Source organism: Bradyrhizobium sp. AS23.2, from assembly GCF_001908185.1.
GTDB lineage: Bacteria > Pseudomonadota > Alphaproteobacteria > Rhizobiales > Xanthobacteraceae > Bradyrhizobium.
Window position 1 is genome coordinate 124,359 of the sequence record NZ_LGHM01000051.1, and the last position, 17,716, is coordinate 142,074.

The following is a 17,716-nucleotide window of genomic DNA, read 5'->3' on the forward strand; positions in this document are numbered from 1 at the left end:
GCGGTCGTTTGGATGAGAAAACGAGCATATGAGGGCGCTGGCCTCGCAGCGACGCTCTTTATCGCGCTGGGCGCCGCCGTCAGCGCGCACGCCGCTGACATCGGCTATCTGGCTCCGCCGGGAGTCGCCGCAACGGCGTTTCCCGCACCCCAGCGTCCGGTTGCCAAGATCGTCAGCCCCAGGCGTTCCAATGAGGAGCACCGCGACTCCCTCAATGAGGACGGCGAGATCGTCCGTCTTCTTGAACTGAAACCTGGCATGACGGTCGGCGACATCGGTGCGGGTAGTGGCTACCACACCGTTCGCCTCTCGCCGCTCGTCGGCCCCACCGGCTCTGTCATCGCTGAGGACGTCACGCGGAAATACCTCGTCGAGCTCGCCAGGCGAACGGAGCAACTGAAGCTGACAAACGTCAAGTTCGCGCTCGGCGAACCAGGTGACCCTCGCCTGCCTGCGTCCTCGCTGGATGCCGCGATCCTCGTGCACATGTATCACGAGATCGCCCAGCCCTATGCCTTCCTCTACGATCTCGTGCCCGCGCTAAAGCCCAGCGCGCGGGTCGGAATTGTCGACCTTGAGCAGCCGACATCGGACCACGGCACGCCGATTGAGCTGCTGCGTTGCGAACTCTCTGCGGTTGGATATCGCGAGATCGCCACATATCAGCTGGCAGGCGATGGCGGATACCTCGCGGTGTTTTCGCCACCGGAAAAACGAAGATCTCCCGGGAGCATCGTTGCTTGTGCGGATCGTACCGGCGCACGCTGATCACCTTCGCAGCTGGAGCGCGACGCGAACAAACGTCGCCGAAATGGACCAGGCCGCCTTGACGCCGGCGACGAGATTGCCGGAAACCTTCGATACCCCGCCAATCCGGCGCCGCTGCCCAACGGCAATTTCCAGCGCCGGCAGTCGCGCCGAGGCGACCCGCATCAGCATTTCCAGGTTCCAGCCATAGGTCTCCTCTTTCATCCCGAGACCGCTGAGCGCATCCCGCCGGATGGCGCGAAACGGCGACAGATCGGTAAAGCTTGTGCCATAGACTAGACGCAACAGCAGCCTGCTGACATGGGCGGCAATGAGCTGCTGCGGTGCCACGCTGCCGGGCTCGCGCGAACCGCGTACGCGCGAACCGAGCACGAAGACCGCCTGGCCTGTAACGATCGGCGACACCAGATCCGGGATGAATTCCGCAGGATCGGCGCCGTCGCCGTCGAGGAAGACAAGAATGTCGGCGTCGTCGCGCACGGCGGCGATGCCTGCCTGAATGGCACGACCGTAGCCGCGGCGCGGCTCGACAATGACGCGAGCCCCGGCGGCCTTTGCCCGCTCAGCACTACGATCCAGCGAGCCCCCGTCGACGACGATGACTTCTCTCACATTCTGCGCGAGCACCGCGGTCACGACCTGGCCGATCGCCGTTTCTTCGTCGAGACACGGAATGATCGCCGAGACGATGGCCACCTCGTTCACAGGCTCCAGCGCAGGCCGCAATTGGCGCAGCATTTGGGCGGCTTGTCCGAGAGCAGCGCCGCACGAAAATCCCGATACGATGGCCCGTTCCAGATGTCCTGCAAGGACTGCCGCGCCGCATGGCCAAGCGTATAATTGTCATAGCCATGCTGCGAAAACGGCGCGATACAGCACGGCAATGCGCGACCATTGGCCGTGAAATACATCAGCGACCACGGTCGCCGGCAGAGCGACCACGGCGAACCACAGCCGCTGCTCTTCAGACTTAGGCCCGGCTCGCTCGCCGCGCCAGACGCACTGAAGGTGATGCCAAGGGAGCGCGCCAGCTCCTCGGCTTGCTTCAGACAGGCGGCTTCGCCCGCGGCCAACCGTTCGAACAGGGCCTGATCCGGACGCGCCTTGCCGATGGTCTGTTCATCGAAGAACACAAGACGTTGCAGGTAGACCTCCTTAACACCGATCTCGGCCGCCACTTTCACGAACGCCGGGAGTTCCTCGACAGTCTCCTTCAGGCCCGTAAGCCAAACGGAAACCTGCGGCTTCGTATATCCCTCCCGCTCCTGCAGCTCGCGAAACGCGCGCACGTTGCGGAGGATGCGGCCGAAATAATCCCGCCCCCGGATCGCCTTGAAGCTTTCGCGGTTTGACGCGTCGAGCGACACACGCAGCTCATCGAGCCCGGCCTCGATCAGCGCACGGCCGTTGCGGTCACTGAGAACCGTCCCATTGGTGTTGAACAGGACGTAAACGCGGCGATCCTTCAGGTATTTGACCATCCGCGGCAGATTCGCGACTAGCATCGGTTCGCCGACACCGTGCAGGACGGCGCGCGCGAGATCGGGAACCTGGTCGACGATCGATGTGAACAGGTCCCAGTCCATGTCTGCGGGCGGCTCTAGCTCCTCGTAGGTGCGAGGACAGGTGGTACACAACAGATTGCATCGGTTGGTCACTTCCAGATAGAGGCAAACGGGCGCACGCTGCGCGACCTCGGTGCGCTCCCCCGTAACCTGCTCGTGATAACGGCGTGGATCGAAGGGCGCGCGAATGCCCCGCGTATCGCCGGAAAGGCTCATGGTGACAACCCCGTTTCTGCGGTTCGCTGCATGCGGGTCCTCCAGGTCGTCAGGGCCCAAGCCAGTAAGAGACCTCCGAACAGAATTGATTTTGTTACCATTCTTGGAATGTAGAAGTCCCAATCGAGTTGTTCGGACAGTAACAGTGCACCAATTGAAACGACCCACGTCGGCAGGGAGCCACACAGGGCGACAAACGGCGTGATGACGAGAAAGTACCAAGGATAGTTTGGCGACAACAGCAACAGAGTCAGGAGTAGCAGCATGTTGATGTCGGCAAGCCTGGACGCGATGCTATGATCACAACTGCGCGCCACGGAAAGCCCTTTGAACACGAGGATCAGCGCGGCGAGCACGGCGTAAGCCACCACGTCACCCTGATGCTCGCCAAACACAAGCCGCGAGAGGGACAACGGCCAGATCTCGTAGCCGGCACTGATGCCTTCTTCCCTCAGATAGCCTTGGGTCAGGAATCCGAAAGCGCCCCAACCGACGGATGAATAGGGAAGATAGCAGAGCACGACCGCTGCGATCACGACCAGCGGCATTTTGAGGTCCCACGGCCGCCAGATCCCGGCGAATACCGGTGCCGCAAACGGCTTGACCAGCATCGAAAGCGCGATCACGACGGCCCCACGCAACGCATGGCCGGTCAGGGCAACGAACAGGCCCAGCAGCATCAGGGCAACCATCAGCGCGTCGACATGGCCGCTGTTGGCAATCTCCCACAAGGGCAGCGGATGCCAGAAATAGGCAACCACGCGCGTCACCGGGCGTTTCATATGCTGCAACAGCAGCATGATCAGTGACACGGTGACGGTCTCGCACCCCAAGAGTGCGAGACGCATCACAGTCACGCTTTCGCCGATCCGCGTGACAGTGAGAAAGAAAAGTTGCGCGACTGGCGGATAGATCGTGACAGCCGTATCGACGCGGTTGATATGGGGAAAGATCGCGCCATCGCGGAGAAATGCCAGCGCCTCATCCGCCGGGACATAGCGGTAGGGATTGATGCCGGCGCCCTGAACCCTGCCATCCCAGACATAGCGATAGATATCGCTGGACAGGAGCGGATCGAACAACAGTACATAGATCCTGAGCGCAATCCCGAGTCCGAAGATGAGCCACAGCGCGCGATCGATTGGCACGCGCTCGGCGAGGCGCGTCGACACGATCGTCAGGAGCCCCGCGGCGATGGTCAGAGCAATGAAGGCGTTGTCACCATAAGCCTCGAAGGCAAAGGGAGTGACCAGCGTCATGCCGGCGATAACAACACCGATGCCGGCCAACAGATGAAGCGGAGCAGCATGGTTGGCGGCGCGCGCCAGTCGACCGAATTGCCTTCGAGCAGCCCCGGCCATCAGTTCACAGGCCTATCATGTGCCCGGCCTCGAGAAAGGCCCGGGTCGCCGCGGCAAACCCGCCGTCGCGAAAGCGGTTCGAACGGCCAACCAGCTCCTCCCGTAGCCAACGCAATGTCTCGACATCGTCGACGTCGTACCATTCCGGAAGCAGCGTTGTGGCAAGACCAATTTCGGCGGCCCGCTCGCGTGTGCTGCGGGCAACCGTTTCCGTTCCCCACGCGATACGGGTGAACAGTTGCTGATGCGGGTGCTTCAGCCCAATGAGGTAATAGCCACCGTCACTCGCCGGCCCAAGCACCATCCGATCACCGGATTTGCGCAGCGCAGTGATCGCCTGCGTAAGGAAGCGAGGGGGCAAGGTTGGGCTATCGCCATTGACGAGCAGGACGCAGTCATGTCCGACATCGAGCAGCGCACGCGTCGCGCCGATCAGCACGTGGCCGAGATCATCGCCGGCCTGCAATAACAGTCCGAACCCTGCAGGAAGCAGCTGCCGCATGATATCTTCGGCTCCCGCCGGCGCATAGACGCCATAGCCGCGCCTGCCGAGCGCTTCCGGTACCGCTTCGATCGCCGCACCGACGTCTTGCAGAAAGCAAGCGGACAGCTGGGAAGCGGCCGCAGCGCCAATGGCGCTCGCAAGCCGCGTCTTTGAGCGGCCGGGTTGCGGCGCCTTGCCAACGATCCCGATCGCCGCGCCGCTCACCGAACAAGCCTGGATCGCACGCGATCGGCGGCGATCGCGATCAGGTGCAGTGTGTCATGTCTTTGCGCGGGGACGGACGAGACCCCGCAATCATTGACCGGCATCGCCAGACGAACCTCGTCACACAGTTGCCGGCCATTGGTAGCGCTCCGGTCGACAGCGAGCAAGCGCTGCCTACTGGCCGCGGCTCGAAGAAAGGTTTTGTCGACGCCAAAAAAGCTTCCAGGTGATGTAACTAAATGGCTTTGAGCACGTAATTACGGTGGCCCGTACTCGCTGCTGCAACGCAAGAACTTGCCATGCTTGAGGCTGGTCATATTGATCCGATGATGCGGGTCGCTTAGCATCGTTCGCGCAGAGAGCAGGTTCGATATTTTTCGAACTTGGTTGGCAGCACCTAGGTATCGAGGGGTCGTCATGAATCACGAGACCGCAGTTTCGAATGCCAAAGACATCGCCGATCGCATTCTCGCACCGGCCGCCAGGCAAAACGACAAGGAAGCCCGATTTTCATCCGAGGCAATCGCGGCGCTCGGTCCAGCCGGATTGCTGGGGATCACGCTGCCCACCGAGGTAGCCGGCTCGGCGCTCGGACCACGGACCCTCGCCGCGGTCATCGCGACGTTCGCAGAAGCGGATGCATCGGCGGCGATGGTTTATTTGATGCACATATGCGCCACCGCAACCATCGCCGCGGCCCGTCCGGGAGCCGCCGTCGCGCAGACGCTTAAGGACATTTCGACCGGCAAACACCTGACCACTTTGGCGTTCAGCGAGGCCGGATCACGTAGCCACTTCTGGGCGCCTGTCTCGCGAGCGAAGCGCAACGGCGCCGGTGTGCACCTCAGCGCCAAGAAATCGTGGGTGACGAGCGCCGGCCACGCGCAAAGCTATGTCGTCTCGGCGCTGTCTCCTGAAGGCAAAGGTCCAACCGAAACGACCCTTTACCTTTGCGCCAGCGATACGCCCGGACTGTCGGTCGCCGGCCCGTGGGATGGTCTCGGGATGCGCGCCAACGCATCTGCGCCGATGATCCTCGAAGATTGCGAGGTCGCGCCCGGTTTCCAGCTGACCGATGACGGTGCCGGGTTCAAGGCCATGCTGGAGGTTGTGCTTCCGCTGTTCAACCTTGGCACATCGGCGGTCGCACTTGGTCTTTGCCGGGCCGCAGTGGCAGGGACCGTGGCGCATCTCAATGGCGCTCGCTTCGAGCATCTGGGCCAGACCCTCGGCGAGAGTCTGCCGACGCTTCGCGCGCAGCTTGCGACGATGCAGATCGACACGGATGGACTTGCCGCACGTGTCGACGATCTCGTTGATCACCTCGAGCGGCCCCGGGACACCACGATGCTGCGCGTGCTCGAGAGCAAGGCAGCGGCAGGTGATGTCGCCATCACCGTCACCTCGACCGCGATGCGGGTGTGCGGAGGCGCTGCATTTTCCAGGCATTTGGCTATCGAGCGACTGTTCCGCGATGCCCATGCGGGCGCTGTGATGGCGCCGACCGGCGATGTGCTGCGCGACTTCATTGGCAAAGCCATTTTGGGAATACCGCTGTTTTGAGCGCGAGAGCGCAGCGCCGCCTGGCAGCGATTCGGGAGCGCGATTTATCGCATTTGAACATCGAGCCTGCGAAGGGAGATGCAGTCATGAGCCGGACAATCTGGGTAGGTGCCGTCGCATATGATCCAAAGGTGGTCGCTATCTGGGAGGGCATGCGTCGGTACTTTCACGACGAAGCGAAGCTCCCTGTCGAGGTGGTGCTGTTTCAGAGCTACGAGGCGCAGGTCGCCGCCCTCCTCGCCTTGCCCGAGGAGCCGCTGCCGCGCATCGATATCGGATGGAACACAAACCTTGCTTATATCCAGGCGGATGCCTGGAGCGACCATCGCTGCCGACCGATCGCGATGCGCGATACCGATGTCGGCTGGATGACCAAGATCGTCGGGGTCACCGGCGGGCCCGTCGCAAGGCTTGCCGAAGTTAGGAACCGCACTCTGGCTCTCGGCAGCCGCGACAGCGGCCATGCGGCAATTCTCCCGGTCTATTTTCTACAGCGCGAGGGGTTCGTTGAGGGGAAGGACTACCAAACGCTGCGCTTCAACACCGACCTCGGCAAACACGGCGACACCGGGACGAGCGAGGTTGACGTCGTTCGCGCGGTCCTCGACGGCCGCGCCGATGCCGGGGCAATCGGCAGCCCATTCTGGAATACCGTGCGTAGCGAGCACCTGGTGCCGGAAGGCGCGTTGACGGAGATCTGGACCTCGCAGCCCTATAATCATTGCATGTTTACTGCTCGGGTCGATCTCGACCCTGCATTGGAGCAGGCGTTTGCCAACGCATTGTTTAGAATGAGCTACGATAACCCCGCGCATCGTGCTGTGCTTGATGCGGAGGGGTTGCGCCAATGGATACCGCCGCAGCTCGAAGCTTATGCCGAGTTGCGCGACGCCTCGACGCAACAGGGTTTCTTGGAGCGGCCATGAACGCTGTCAGGCGCAATTGAAAATCCTTGCCAACCGGCGTTGATGCTCGGATTCGCGCTCGAAGGCGCGGCGCACGGCCGCGAAGGAATCGGCAAGTGGAAAGATGTCGCGACTGACCAGCAGATCGTTATCCTCAGCTCCGACCGGATGCCAGAACACGCCTTCAGCGGTGATCGTCACCTCGGGAACCAGATCTGCCCTTGCCAAGGCGATGCCCTGCGCGGCCGAGCCTCGGAGCGCAATTCGCCTGATCACCCGGTTCTCCTCGCTCACGTGATGGGTATCGAGGAAGCCACGGAACTCTTCCGCCTCTGCGTCAGTTGAAACCGTCGCCGCCAATCGCACCCGAAATCCCTCGGCACGGGCCAGCTCGATTCCCTTCAAGGTGCGCGCCCATGTCCCCTTTCCACGATGGCTCTCGTGACGTTCCGGCGTTGGGCTGTCGAGGCTGATCTGCAAGGTCACGCGCTCGCGCGGTAATGAGCGCAGCGTTGCGAGTCGGCTTCCGGCAAACAGCATGCCGTTGGTGAGGACCGTGGTTGGCGCCGCCGCGGCGCATACAGCAATGATCTCGCCAATATCCGGCAGCATGAATGGCTCACCGCCAGTGAGAAACATTTCGTCCACGCCAAGCTCCGCCGCTTCGACGGCAATCCGCCGCACCCGCTCGACGCCAAGCGCCCGCCGTTGAGCTTTGGGTGACGAGCGCACGCAACAATAGTCGCAAGCAAGATTGCAGTCGAAGTTGGTGTAAAGCCACAGGCGTGAGCCGACAGGCCGATCCTCTCCAACATCCTCAGGAGCCTCTCCGTAGCGGAGCACCCAGCGCGTGCGGCCGCCTTCGTCAGAAGCGCCGACCAGGCTATTGCGGGTGAAGCGACACCATGCCTCAAGCTCGGGGCCAATGCTTGCATCACCGCTGATCACGGCAACGAGATCGCCCTTACGACTGAGGCGCAACGCAGCTATCAAATCTGGCAGGAGGCCCGAAGCAAACGTCTTGGTGCCGGCATCGAGCTCAAGTTTCGCGTTGGTCCTCATCCGTAGATCCTGGGTCCTGCGATCTACCGCACCATTTTCGCACCAGAAACGATCTCACCAGAGCGCAACGAACACGATCAATTTCCAACGAAAGTTCAGTAAAATCAACGATTGCGTTCTTTAGCCCGTCGCTCATAACGGTTTGGTTGCGGGTTCGAGCCCTGCCGGGCTCACCAGTGAATCAGTGGCGCTTAGGAGGTTTTCATTGCCTCATTGTCGGGCTACCGCACCTGAATGCCTGATTGCTCTTCTTCTGCAGACATCAAACTACCGCTTCACGTTCGATCTGACTATGGCTACTCCTTCTTAATCGTAGATCCGACCGCCTTATCGCATGCACCGGACAAACAATGCTCTGGCCAACGGCTCGCTAACGGTCGACGTCTTTCGTACCCAAAGAGCCGTCTTGTCGGCCTGCGGCGGCTTGGCCGTCTGACCTTAGACGGACTGTCAGATATCGCCTATGACGCGACTTTTTCGGCGGCGGGCCGCTTTGCGCCAGAAGCTGCCCTCCCCGCGAGGTCGCATTTTGCCCCTCTGCAGACATTGCGACGGCGTTGTGCGCATGAGTTGGCAATCGCATCACACCATCACACTCTGCGCGCCGGCGGCGCCAAGCTGCAGATGACACTTGATGAGATGATCGACCAAAGTGCGTCAAGCCTTGCAGTGCAGGCGACGAGCAGCTATCCCGCCACGCAAGCGGTGAATTGCATCAGGCCAGCTGGTCGAGCAGCGCCTTGACGTCCCGCAGGACTGGCGTGTCGAAGCCTTCGGTGAACGAGCCGTGCACCAGCGCGAGGAGGTCGCGAGCTTCCGTGCACCTGCCTTGCTTGAGCCACAGGCGGGCGAGGCTGGTCGCAGCGCGCAGCCCAAACGTCTTCGCGCTCTGGCGCTCCGCCGCTGCGAGCGCTCGGTGATAATTTTGCTCCGCAGCAGCTTGGTCGCCTCGCGCATTCATCATGTCGGCTCGAAGTCGATGGAGCTCGACCTCACCGCACCGCTCGCGGGTCGTCTCGATCAGCTGCGCAGCCTCCGCGAGGCAATTCTGCCCCTCCTGCAGATGCCCGACCTTGACGTGAGCCTCGGCGAGAAAGCAGAGCGCGCGCGGCGTGTGCACGACGGCTCCGGCAGCACGAAGCACCGAGAGCCCCCTCGCGAGCAGCGCGAGGCCGTCCTGCACCTGTCCAAGTGTTGTCAATGAACGACCGTGCTGAAGCAGTCCGACGCCCAACCAGAGCGGAAAACCGTGCTCGTTCGAGAGAGCCACTAATTCCTCGGCGTGCCGCCGCGCGTCATGCGACAAGCCGGCGGCCGCCTCGACCGCACACACCTTGCTCAACACAAAGGCCACTGTGAACGGATGGTCGAGCGAACGGGCTTCCGATAACGCCTCGTCCACACGCGCGCATCCCTGATCGATGTGGCCCAGAAGCGCCAACGTCAACGCCAAGTGACCCAGGCTCGCGGCGTGCGGGTCGGCCACCGCTATGGTGGCGCAAATCGCGCGAGCAGCCGGATCTCTCAAGCCATCACGCAGCTCGAGAAGGCCGCGCGCTGTCACAAACTCGCCGCGAAAGTAGCAACTGGCGCCGTGGATATAGTGACCCAGCAGCAGAGTGGCTTGATCTTTTCTTGTCTCGCCCAATTTCTCCATCTGCTCGGCAAGGGACACCGCCAGCTCGTGCTCGGCCCGAACCATATGGAAACCCCATTGGGAATAGAGCAGCGGAGCGAGACGATCCGGTCGATCGAGCCGCTCAGCGAGTGCCCGCGCGCTGACAAGGGTATCGGCCACCGCCGGCGCCGAATATCCCCTGGCTGCCATCAGGGCCCGCCCGAGGGCAATCTGCAGGTCGAGCTCGTGCTGCACCGGCCGCGACTCTTCGGGCATGTTCGCAAGCAATTCCAGACCCCTCCGCAACTGCGCCACCGCTTCCGTCATTGCCGATCGCGCGACCGCCTGCTGGCCGGCCTTGAGCCGGTAGCCGACCGCCTTCTCGTTGAAACCGGCCTCGGTACAATGGTGGGCCATGAGTTCGGGCTGAGCAGCCACGATTTCAGGGAACTGGCTCTCTAGCGTCGTCGCAACGCGAGCATGGATCTGCTGGCGTCGACCGCGCAGCATGGTGCTATAGGCTGCGTCCTGCACCAGCGCGTGCTTAAACGTGTACTCTGCTTCAGGCGGGGTCCCCCGCTGGAAGACCAGTTCGGCGTCTACGAGCCGCGCCAAGGCGCCGTCCACCTGTTGCTGCGGCATGGCCGCGACGGCGCTGATCAGCTCATGCGAGAATGACCGCCCAAGGGCAGCCCCGATCTGCGCCATCTCGCGCACGGGCGCCAAGCGATCGAGCCGTGCCAGGAGCGAGGCATGGAGCGAGGTAGGGATGGCAAGCCGAGGCACGGGCCCCCTCGCATCAAAGCGGTCACCAGCGTCGGCCAGCATGCCGCTCTCGATCACCGCCTTGATCAATTCCTCGATGAACAGCGGTATGCCATCGGTCCGATCGATGATTCCTTTGACGATCTCCTGGGGCAACGTCTTGCCGCCGGTCACCCGCATGATCATCTCGGCGCGCTGGCGATGCGGCAGCCGACTGAGACTGATCAATGTCACGTGCGAGCGCCCGATCCAGGCTGGCGCAAACTCTGGCCGGAAAGTGATGATCAGCAAGACCCGGAGGGTGGCCACGCGGTCGACGATGCGGTCCAACAGGTCGAGCGAGGTAGGGTCGATCCAGTGCACATCCTCGAACACCATCAGCACGGGCCGGCGCGCCGCCAGTCCCTCGAGCTGGGCCAGGAGAACCCCAAGCGTCTTCTCCTTGCGCTTCTGAGGGGTAAGGCTGAGAGGCGGATAGCCATTGCCGATAGGCACGGACAGCAGGTCCGCGATCAGAGGGACGGCCTCGCCGAGGTCAGCGTCTGACTCCGCGAGCAACGCTTCGAGCTTGTCCAACCGTTGCCGGTCCGTATCTTCGCGCCGGAATCCCGCCGCCCGCTCGAGCTGTGAGATGGTCGGGAAAAGCGCGCTGTCCTGATGGTGCGGCGAGCAGAAACGGCGCAAACGGATATGTGGATCATCGCTCAGTCGCTCGAGCACGGTCTCGGCGAGGCGCGATTTGCCGATGCCGGGCTCACCCGATATCAGCACGACCGAGCCATCGCCGCGTTTTATCTGCTGCCAGCGGCGCATCAGCAGCTCGATCTCCTCATCGCGGCCGAGCAGTGGCGTTCTGGCTACACGCAAGGCCTCGAAGCGGCTATCGACCGCGTTCGCGCCGATGACTCGCCAGACCGGCACCGGATCGCTGAAGCCCGTGATGGACACGCTCCCGAGAGCGAGATACTCGAACAGTCCACCGACGAGGCGGCGGGTGCTGCCGTCGATAACCACCGTATCCGGCTCGGCCAGCGCCTGCAGCCGCGAGGCCAGATTGGGGGTCTCACCGACCACCCCATGTTCCTGCGACGCGCCCTCTCCGATGAGATCACCGACGATCACCAAGCCAGTGGCAATGCCAACTCGCACTCGCAATCTTGCCGACGGGCCGACATCGAGTCCTGCCACGGCCGCAACCAATGCTAGTCCGGCGCATACCGCTCGCTCAGCATCGTCTTCATCGGCCCGCGGATAGCCGAAATATGCGAGCACGCCATCATCTAGGACGACATTACCGCGTTGATTTGCAAGCACAGTGCGTCAAAGCTGGCGGTCAGATCCCGATGGTATATCCGTGCTAACGTTATGATCTTGAATTCACGGGAAAATTCATGCCGCTCGGAGCAATGGCTCCTTCGGCAAGTATCGGAGTCAATCGACTAGGTGGACGCGAGTGCCTTGCCGTAAGGGTCACCGCCCGCACTCGCGCGCCTTTGCTTCCGATACCGTCAATGATCAGGAAAACCGTGGTTGGCTTGTGAGGTGATCGCTCGCGCCGCGCACCGGACCACTCCGTACTTAGACACCTCGGTCCGCTTTGCGCCAACAGCTTCACCTCTATTCGATCGGCGGAATGGTGCGCAACCAGGCTACGAGGGCGTCGAGATTCTGCTCAGTCATCTTACTAACTGGAATCTGGGAAGTCTCATCGGTGTCCGGACAGGCAAAGCCTTGTTGGCGCGCCCCGGAAGCACGAGGCAGTTCCGGGTTTCTACTCATCGTCCAGAGCAAGCCTTGATCGCTGCGAACGAGGACGACAATTGCATGTTTCCGCTTTTCGGAACGCGTTTTGGGTGTCACCATGCTTGTGAAAGGACGGGAGGGCCGCCATGCGCTGGTGTGTCTCGGTCGGGGCGGTGCTTGTTGCGGGGGCGATGGTCGGAGGTGACGTTGCTGGCATTGCCGCGCCGACCCCGAACTCTCGATTCGCCGACACCAGCCACAGTGTACAGCCCGTCAATGTCGAGCTCGTTATCGTCGTCGACGTCTCCTATTCGATGGATATGGACGAGCTTGCCATTCAGCGCGAGGGCTATGCACAGGCCATCGTCTCGAAAGACTTCCTGCAGGCGCTGAGGGCCGTTCCGGGCAGCAAGGTGGTAGTGACCTATTTCGAGTGGTCGATGTCGGGCGACGAGAAGATCATCGTTCCCTGGCGAATGATCGACGGCCCGGAATCGGCGGATGCAGTGGCCGCCGAGATCATGAAACCGCCGGTTCGTCGAGGTTCGAGTACCTCGATTTCCGGCGCGATTAATTTCGCGGTGCAGCTGTTCGAAGAGAATCCCTATCGCGGATTGCGGCGCGTCATCGATATATCCGGCGATGGGCCGAACAACGACGGAGCCCCCGTAACCGGCGCGCGCGACGCTGCCCTGGAGAAAGGCATCATTATCAACGGCCTCCCGATCATTGTGAAGGAGCCATCCCTCTCGACGACCGATATCGAGAATCTTGATCTCTATTACGAGGACTGCGTGATCGGAGGGCCGGGCGCCTTCGTCATGACGATCAAAGATCGTGAAAAATTCCAGGATGCGATCCGGACCAAGCTTGTTCGCGAAGTTGCGGGCCTCACGCCAGAGAGCGGGATCGTCCCAGCCGCCGAGAAAGAGCCCCGGGTGCCCTGTCTGATCGGCGAAAAAAAATCGCAGGAGCGCGGCCGGCGGTGAGTGTCGAGACAATCATTCAGAGCCGCCGGACGAACAAACTTTAGACAGCTGTAGCTTATGGCCGCCCCCACGCCGCCGGGGCATTGGAGGTGCTAACGTCCATTCGTGGCCCACACCGACGAATTCCCGCGCTCGTCCAAATGGCGGCTGTTAAGGGGCGACCGGAAATGGCTTACGTATGGCCAAAACGACGCGACTGGCGAACAGGTTTTGGAAACTGTGCATCAGCGGGCCGTCGTCAGCATATATTGGGCCACAAAGGAGGTGCGATATGGCGACAGCAGCTACCCAAGTCGTTTTTGATACGCCGGCGGCGGTGTTCCAGCTTCCGGCCACCGACGGCAAGACTTACGCACTGGACGACGTTGCGGGCGAAAAAGGCACAGTCGTCGTCTTCATCTGCAACCATTGTCCCTATGTTAAAGCGGTGATCGACCGCGTGGTTTCGGACGCCCGCGTGCTGATGTCGGAGAGCATCGGCTTTGCGGCGATTTGCTCGAACGATGCGGCGAGCTATCCCGAAGACTCATTTGAGAATATGAAGCGTTTCGCGAAGGCTCATGATTTCCCGTTTCCATATCTCCACGACGAGACCCAGACAGTCGCTCGGGCGTATGGGGCGGTCGTACGCCGGACTTCTTCGGCTACAATGCCGACCGCAAGCTCAAGTATCGCGGCCGGCTCGACGAAGGGCGCACAACTCCGCCTCGCGCGGGGGCGCCCCGAGAGCTTGTCGAGGCCATGCGCGCGATTGCGACCACCGGTCTGGCGCCAGCTGACCAAAAGGCGTCTATTGGCTGCTCGATCAAATGGAAGGACGAATGAAGCCGATCGCTGTCAACAGGTTTCGTATCTGAGACCGCCGCGCGCGGCAGCATTTGCTGCACATGTGCGATTTGACTAGCGGCATCACGAGGGCGCTGCGGCTGCTGCCGGCGTCGCTTCGCCCCCTTCTCCAGGTCTGCTTCCGGGGCAACACGGACATCAACCGGTGAGAAACCCGGTTAAGTCCGTCGAAAATGACCCGGAGCTGACTTTAGTATGCATCCACAAACGCCAGTGCGGCGATGTGGTCGGAAACACGCCGGCGCCCAGCTTGCAATCGAAGAGAGCCGCAAGCTTCAACACCGCAGTCGCACCTTGAAGGTGAAGCTTGAGTGCGAACGCGAGCAGCTTCGTTTGGCGCTCTTTGAATGCGCGACAAACACCGACGACGGCGTTAAAGCGACACCGCAAGATGCGCCTGAACGATCATTCCCGACACAGCCGCCCGATATCCTCGACGAGTTCAAACGGGTCGAAAGGCTTCTGCCATAGTTTCACTCCGGCAAAGCGCACCGGGATCACATTGCTATCGTATCCAGTATAGAAGACAAAGGGTATGCGCTGACGCATCAGTTCGTCGGCGATCGGGTAAGCCGTTTTGGCGTGGAGATTGATGTCGATAATGGCTACGTCGAAGTGATCGCGTGCCGCTCGGCGGTACGCTGCGTCAAAGTCACCAAATGGTCCAACGATACTTGCGCCGTGGGATTTGAGCGCTTCTTCCAGATCGTTCGCCAGGAAATACTCGTCCTCGACGATGAGAACACGGCAACCGTTTAGCTTGTTGTCGCGATCGCTCATGGCGCGCGCTCGTGGAGGATGGACTGCCGAGGGTATAAGGACGGGGCCGGCCGATGGTTCCGCGCGACCTAGCGCTCACTTTTGAACATTTCCGCCCAGATCGCGTTACAGGGCTGGACGGCCCCCTAGTTGAAGCTGCGCGGAGGGGGAATTGCCAGATTTGCCGATTGTCCTCGTAGTGGAGGAGGAAGAACCGTTGCAGGAAATGATTCATGACGCCTTGACGGAGGGCGGCTTCGACTTGACCACGGTCGCTTCCGGCCAAGAAGCCGTGTCCATGATCGAAAGCGGCGTGCTGAAGTTTTCGGCACTCGTGACCGACATCAACGTCAAGGGGCAAATGAAGGGTTGGGATATTGCGCAACTGGTCAGGCAAATCGATCCTGCATTTCCAATCGTATACATGACCGGTGCTGCCGCCGACGATTGGGCGTCCGAAGGCGTGCCCAATAGCATTCTGCTGAAAAAGCCGTTTGCCCCAGCGCAGTTGGTTACGGCAGTGTCCCAGCTTCTCAACGCAGGCTCGCCGACCTAACGATCGAAAAGGTCGTAAGGAGGCGCGATTATCGCGCGCGCGAGCGCCAATCGCCATAGCTCCCGGGTGGGAGCCACTTCTGCAATTGGGCCCGTTTGGGACATGCCAACCGGCCCGGAAACTGTCCGCTTATCGAGGCAAACCGGAAGTGGCTCGCCCGCGGTCAAAATGGCGTCTTGGCTCTAACCGGACGTTGCGCGCCCCAAGACAGGAACTGTGGTATCCTCCGTCAACGCGATGGGACGGTTCAATGAAAGCGGCTGCCCCTCGAACGGCACTTGCTGCGCGTCCTCGTGTGCTCGCCGGGCTCCGGGACAGCACAAAATGGCCTGGCATCCCCACCTCATAGGCGCTACTCGGCCCGCGCCGACGAGGTGATCGAATGAGTGCGCCAGGCAGCTGGTGCGATCCGGCCGACGGAAGACCGGTCCGCGTAAGGGGTAGCGCTCTCCCGGTCTCGAGGAGGATCAACGCCGTGAAGCGGGACTTCGACCTCATCGTGCATGGCGCGACGGGTTACACCGGCCGTCTCATCGCCGAATATCTGGCGACATCCTATCGCGGTGACGATGCTCCTTCCTGGGCGATCGCGCGACGCTCGATCGACAAGCTCCAGAAGGTGCGTGCCGACATCGGCGCACCAGACGATTTGCCGTTGGTGAAGGCGGATGCCGCCGAGCCAGCCAGCCTGCGTTCGATGTGCGAGCGTGCGGCCGTGATCATCACGGCGGTCGGCCCTTATCAGCTCCATGGTTCCGGGCTTGTGGCGGCGTGCGCGGCCACGGGCACGGCCTATGTTGATCTGTGCGGCGAACCGGCCTGGATGCGGCGCATGATCGACGCCCATCACGAGGAGGCGAAACGAACCGGCGCGCGCATCGTCTTCTCCTGTGGTTTCGATTCCATCCCGTTCGATCTCGGTGTGCTCACGTTGCAGGAGAAGGCGCGCCAGAAATTCGGACGCCCGGCGCGGCGAGTCAAAGCCCGCCTGCGCAAGGTGAAGGGCGGCATGTCTGGCGGCACTGCGGCGAGCGCTCAGGCGACGTTAGCCGCTGCGGCGCGCGACCCGACCCTGATCCGGCTGCTGACCGATCCCTTCGCGTTGACGCCGGGGTTCACCGGGCCCTCTCAGCCGTCGGGCCTCATCCCCGAATATGACCCGCGCATGAACGCGTGGCTCGTGCCGTTCCCGATGGCGCCGATCAACACCAAGAACGTGCACCGTACGAATTTCCTGTTGGGTCATCCCTACGGCGAGGACTTCGCGTACGACGAGATGATGGTCGCGCCGGTATTTGGGGAATTCGGTCGCGTGGCGACGGAGACGTTCGCCACGGTGGTTTCCTTGTTCGGGACCAGCGGTCTCAAACCCGGCGCAGGTCCGACCCGGGACGAGCGCGAGAAGGGCTTCTACGATATCCTCTTCCTGGGCGAGCTACCGGACGGTGGACGGGTCGAGGCAGTCGTCACGGGCGACCGCGATCCGGGCTATGGCTCGACCAGCAAGATGATCACCGAGAGCGCTCTCTGCCTCGTGCGCGACGTGCAGGGCGAGGGCGGCACCTGGACACCGGCCGCGCTCATGGGGCCGGCCTTGCGCGAGCGTCTGAGCGAGCGCGCCGGCCTCACCTTTCGCGTACGTTGAGGTAACGCTCAGAACTGCAGCAAATTAGCGGTCTGCGAGCCGGAATTTCCGTGGCGACGTCTTTCTATGGCCCGTTGCTGCCGTCGGATTTGGCGCGGATGTCCGCTTCGCTACCCTCAAACTGAGGCTTCGCCTCACGGGCTCCGGCCGCTCTGCACGCTGTAATACGCCACAATACTCTGTTCGAGGAAGCGCGGTGGAATTCAAACACCGATCGAGATTAAGTGGAGGCTACAACTCGGGTCAACGTTCGGATATGAGAGGAAGTGAGAACAGCCTCACCAAAACTACGCCAAACTGCGCGATAGCGTCTGGCCGCCCTACTCCCACTCAATCATTAAGGACGACACTACCGCGCTGATTTGCAAACACAAAGTTTCAAAGCGGGCAGTCAAATCCCGACGGTATATCCGCCCCAACCTTTTGGTCTTGAATTCACAGGAAAATTTATCCGGCTCGGAAGAAAGGCCACTTCGGTAACTATCGGAGTCGATCGATGAAGTGAATAGTGTTCTGCCTACCGTAAATCACATCCGGCCATATTGATGGTGCAGTCCACCCAGGATCGGGCGGCAGACGATATTCCCGGCCCACTCAACGCCACGAGGGACCGGGGCATCCTTTTTCAATGACAAATGAGTTCGCG

The 17,716-nt window shown here is 61.7% G+C and carries 13 protein-coding genes and 1 pseudogene; 7 read left to right on the forward strand and 7 right to left on the reverse strand.

The window, feature by feature from the left end; all coding sequences use genetic code 11:
* The first annotated feature begins 12 nt into the window (after positions 1-12).
* On the forward strand, positions 13-768 hold the full coding sequence (locus AC630_RS12700; RefSeq protein ID WP_083636232.1) for a class I SAM-dependent methyltransferase: 756 nt from the start codon (positions 13-15) through the stop codon (positions 766-768).
* Here AC630_RS12700 and AC630_RS12705 read toward each other — a convergent pair whose 3' ends face one another.
* Genes AC630_RS12705 through AC630_RS12720 form a run of 4 tightly spaced genes read right to left on the reverse strand, consistent with a single transcriptional unit; the run spans position 769 to position 4,619 of the window.
* Positions 769-1,506 carry a glycosyltransferase family 2 protein gene (locus AC630_RS12705; protein WP_074118853.1) on the reverse strand — a complete coding sequence of 246 codons (738 nt, stop codon included), beginning with the start codon at positions 1,504-1,506 and terminating at the stop codon, positions 769-771. It lies immediately after the preceding gene.
* A complete protein-coding gene (locus AC630_RS12710) occupies positions 1,470-2,549 on the reverse strand; it encodes a radical SAM protein (protein ID WP_074118854.1) in 1,080 nt (359 codons plus the stop codon). Before AC630_RS12710 ends, AC630_RS12705 begins: the two co-directional genes overlap by 37 nt.
* Positions 2,546-3,910, reverse strand: coding sequence for an MptA/MptB family glycosyltransferase (locus AC630_RS12715; protein WP_074118855.1), 1,365 nt, complete (start codon positions 3,908-3,910; stop codon positions 2,546-2,548). Before AC630_RS12715 ends, AC630_RS12710 begins: the two co-directional genes overlap by 4 nt.
* 4 nt (positions 3,911-3,914) lie before the next feature.
* Positions 3,915-4,619, reverse strand: a complete 705-nt coding sequence (locus AC630_RS12720; protein ID WP_167561188.1) for a TIGR04282 family arsenosugar biosynthesis glycosyltransferase — start codon at positions 4,617-4,619, stop codon at positions 3,915-3,917.
* Positions 4,620-5,036: 417 nt separating this feature from the next.
* Between AC630_RS12720 and AC630_RS12725 the strand changes: the two genes are divergently transcribed.
* A complete protein-coding gene (locus AC630_RS12725; protein WP_074118857.1) occupies positions 5,037-6,182 on the forward strand; it encodes an acyl-CoA dehydrogenase family protein in 1,146 nt (381 codons plus the stop codon).
* Between the two features lie 86 nt (positions 6,183-6,268).
* The gene (locus tag AC630_RS12730) at positions 6,269-7,108 is read left to right on the forward strand and encodes a phosphate/phosphite/phosphonate ABC transporter substrate-binding protein (protein WP_074118881.1); all 840 of its coding nucleotides are present in this window, start codon (positions 6,269-6,271) and stop codon (positions 7,106-7,108) included.
* Between the two features lie 6 nt (positions 7,109-7,114).
* Here AC630_RS12730 and AC630_RS12735 read toward each other — a convergent pair whose 3' ends face one another.
* Complete coding sequence (locus AC630_RS12735; RefSeq protein ID WP_074118858.1) at positions 7,115-8,149, reverse strand: Rv1681 family radical SAM protein; 1,035 nt, start codon at positions 8,147-8,149, stop codon at positions 7,115-7,117.
* 715 nt (positions 8,150-8,864) lie between these two features.
* Positions 8,865-11,804 (reverse strand): AAA family ATPase, encoded by a 2,940-nt coding sequence (locus AC630_RS12740; protein ID WP_074118859.1) that lies wholly within the window; start codon positions 11,802-11,804, stop codon positions 8,865-8,867.
* A 617-nt stretch (positions 11,805-12,421) separates the two neighbouring features.
* Between AC630_RS12740 and AC630_RS12745 the strand changes: the two genes are divergently transcribed.
* Together AC630_RS12745 and AC630_RS12750 are read left to right on the forward strand one after the other, a co-directional pair.
* Positions 12,422-13,264 (forward strand): DUF1194 domain-containing protein, encoded by an 843-nt coding sequence (locus AC630_RS12745; RefSeq protein ID WP_074118860.1) that lies wholly within the window; start codon positions 12,422-12,424, stop codon positions 13,262-13,264.
* A 271-nt stretch (positions 13,265-13,535) separates the two neighbouring features.
* Positions 13,536-14,089: pseudogene (locus AC630_RS12750) on the forward strand (thioredoxin family protein).
* A 426-nt stretch (positions 14,090-14,515) separates the two neighbouring features.
* Here AC630_RS12750 and AC630_RS12755 read toward each other — a convergent pair.
* Positions 14,516-14,890, reverse strand: coding sequence for a response regulator (locus AC630_RS12755; RefSeq protein WP_074118861.1), 375 nt, complete (start codon positions 14,888-14,890; stop codon positions 14,516-14,518).
* Positions 14,891-15,050: 160 nt separating this feature from the next.
* Here AC630_RS12755 and AC630_RS12760 point away from each other — a divergent pair, with 160 nt between their 5' ends.
* Positions 15,051-15,425 carry a response regulator gene (locus tag AC630_RS12760; protein ID WP_074118862.1) on the forward strand — a complete coding sequence of 125 codons (375 nt, stop codon included), beginning with the start codon at positions 15,051-15,053 and terminating at the stop codon, positions 15,423-15,425.
* Positions 15,426-15,900: 475 nt separating this feature from the next.
* On the forward strand, positions 15,901-17,070 hold the full coding sequence (locus AC630_RS12765; RefSeq protein WP_074118863.1) for a saccharopine dehydrogenase family protein: 1,170 nt from the start codon (positions 15,901-15,903) through the stop codon (positions 17,068-17,070).
* The last annotated feature ends 646 nt before the right edge of the window (positions 17,071-17,716 follow it).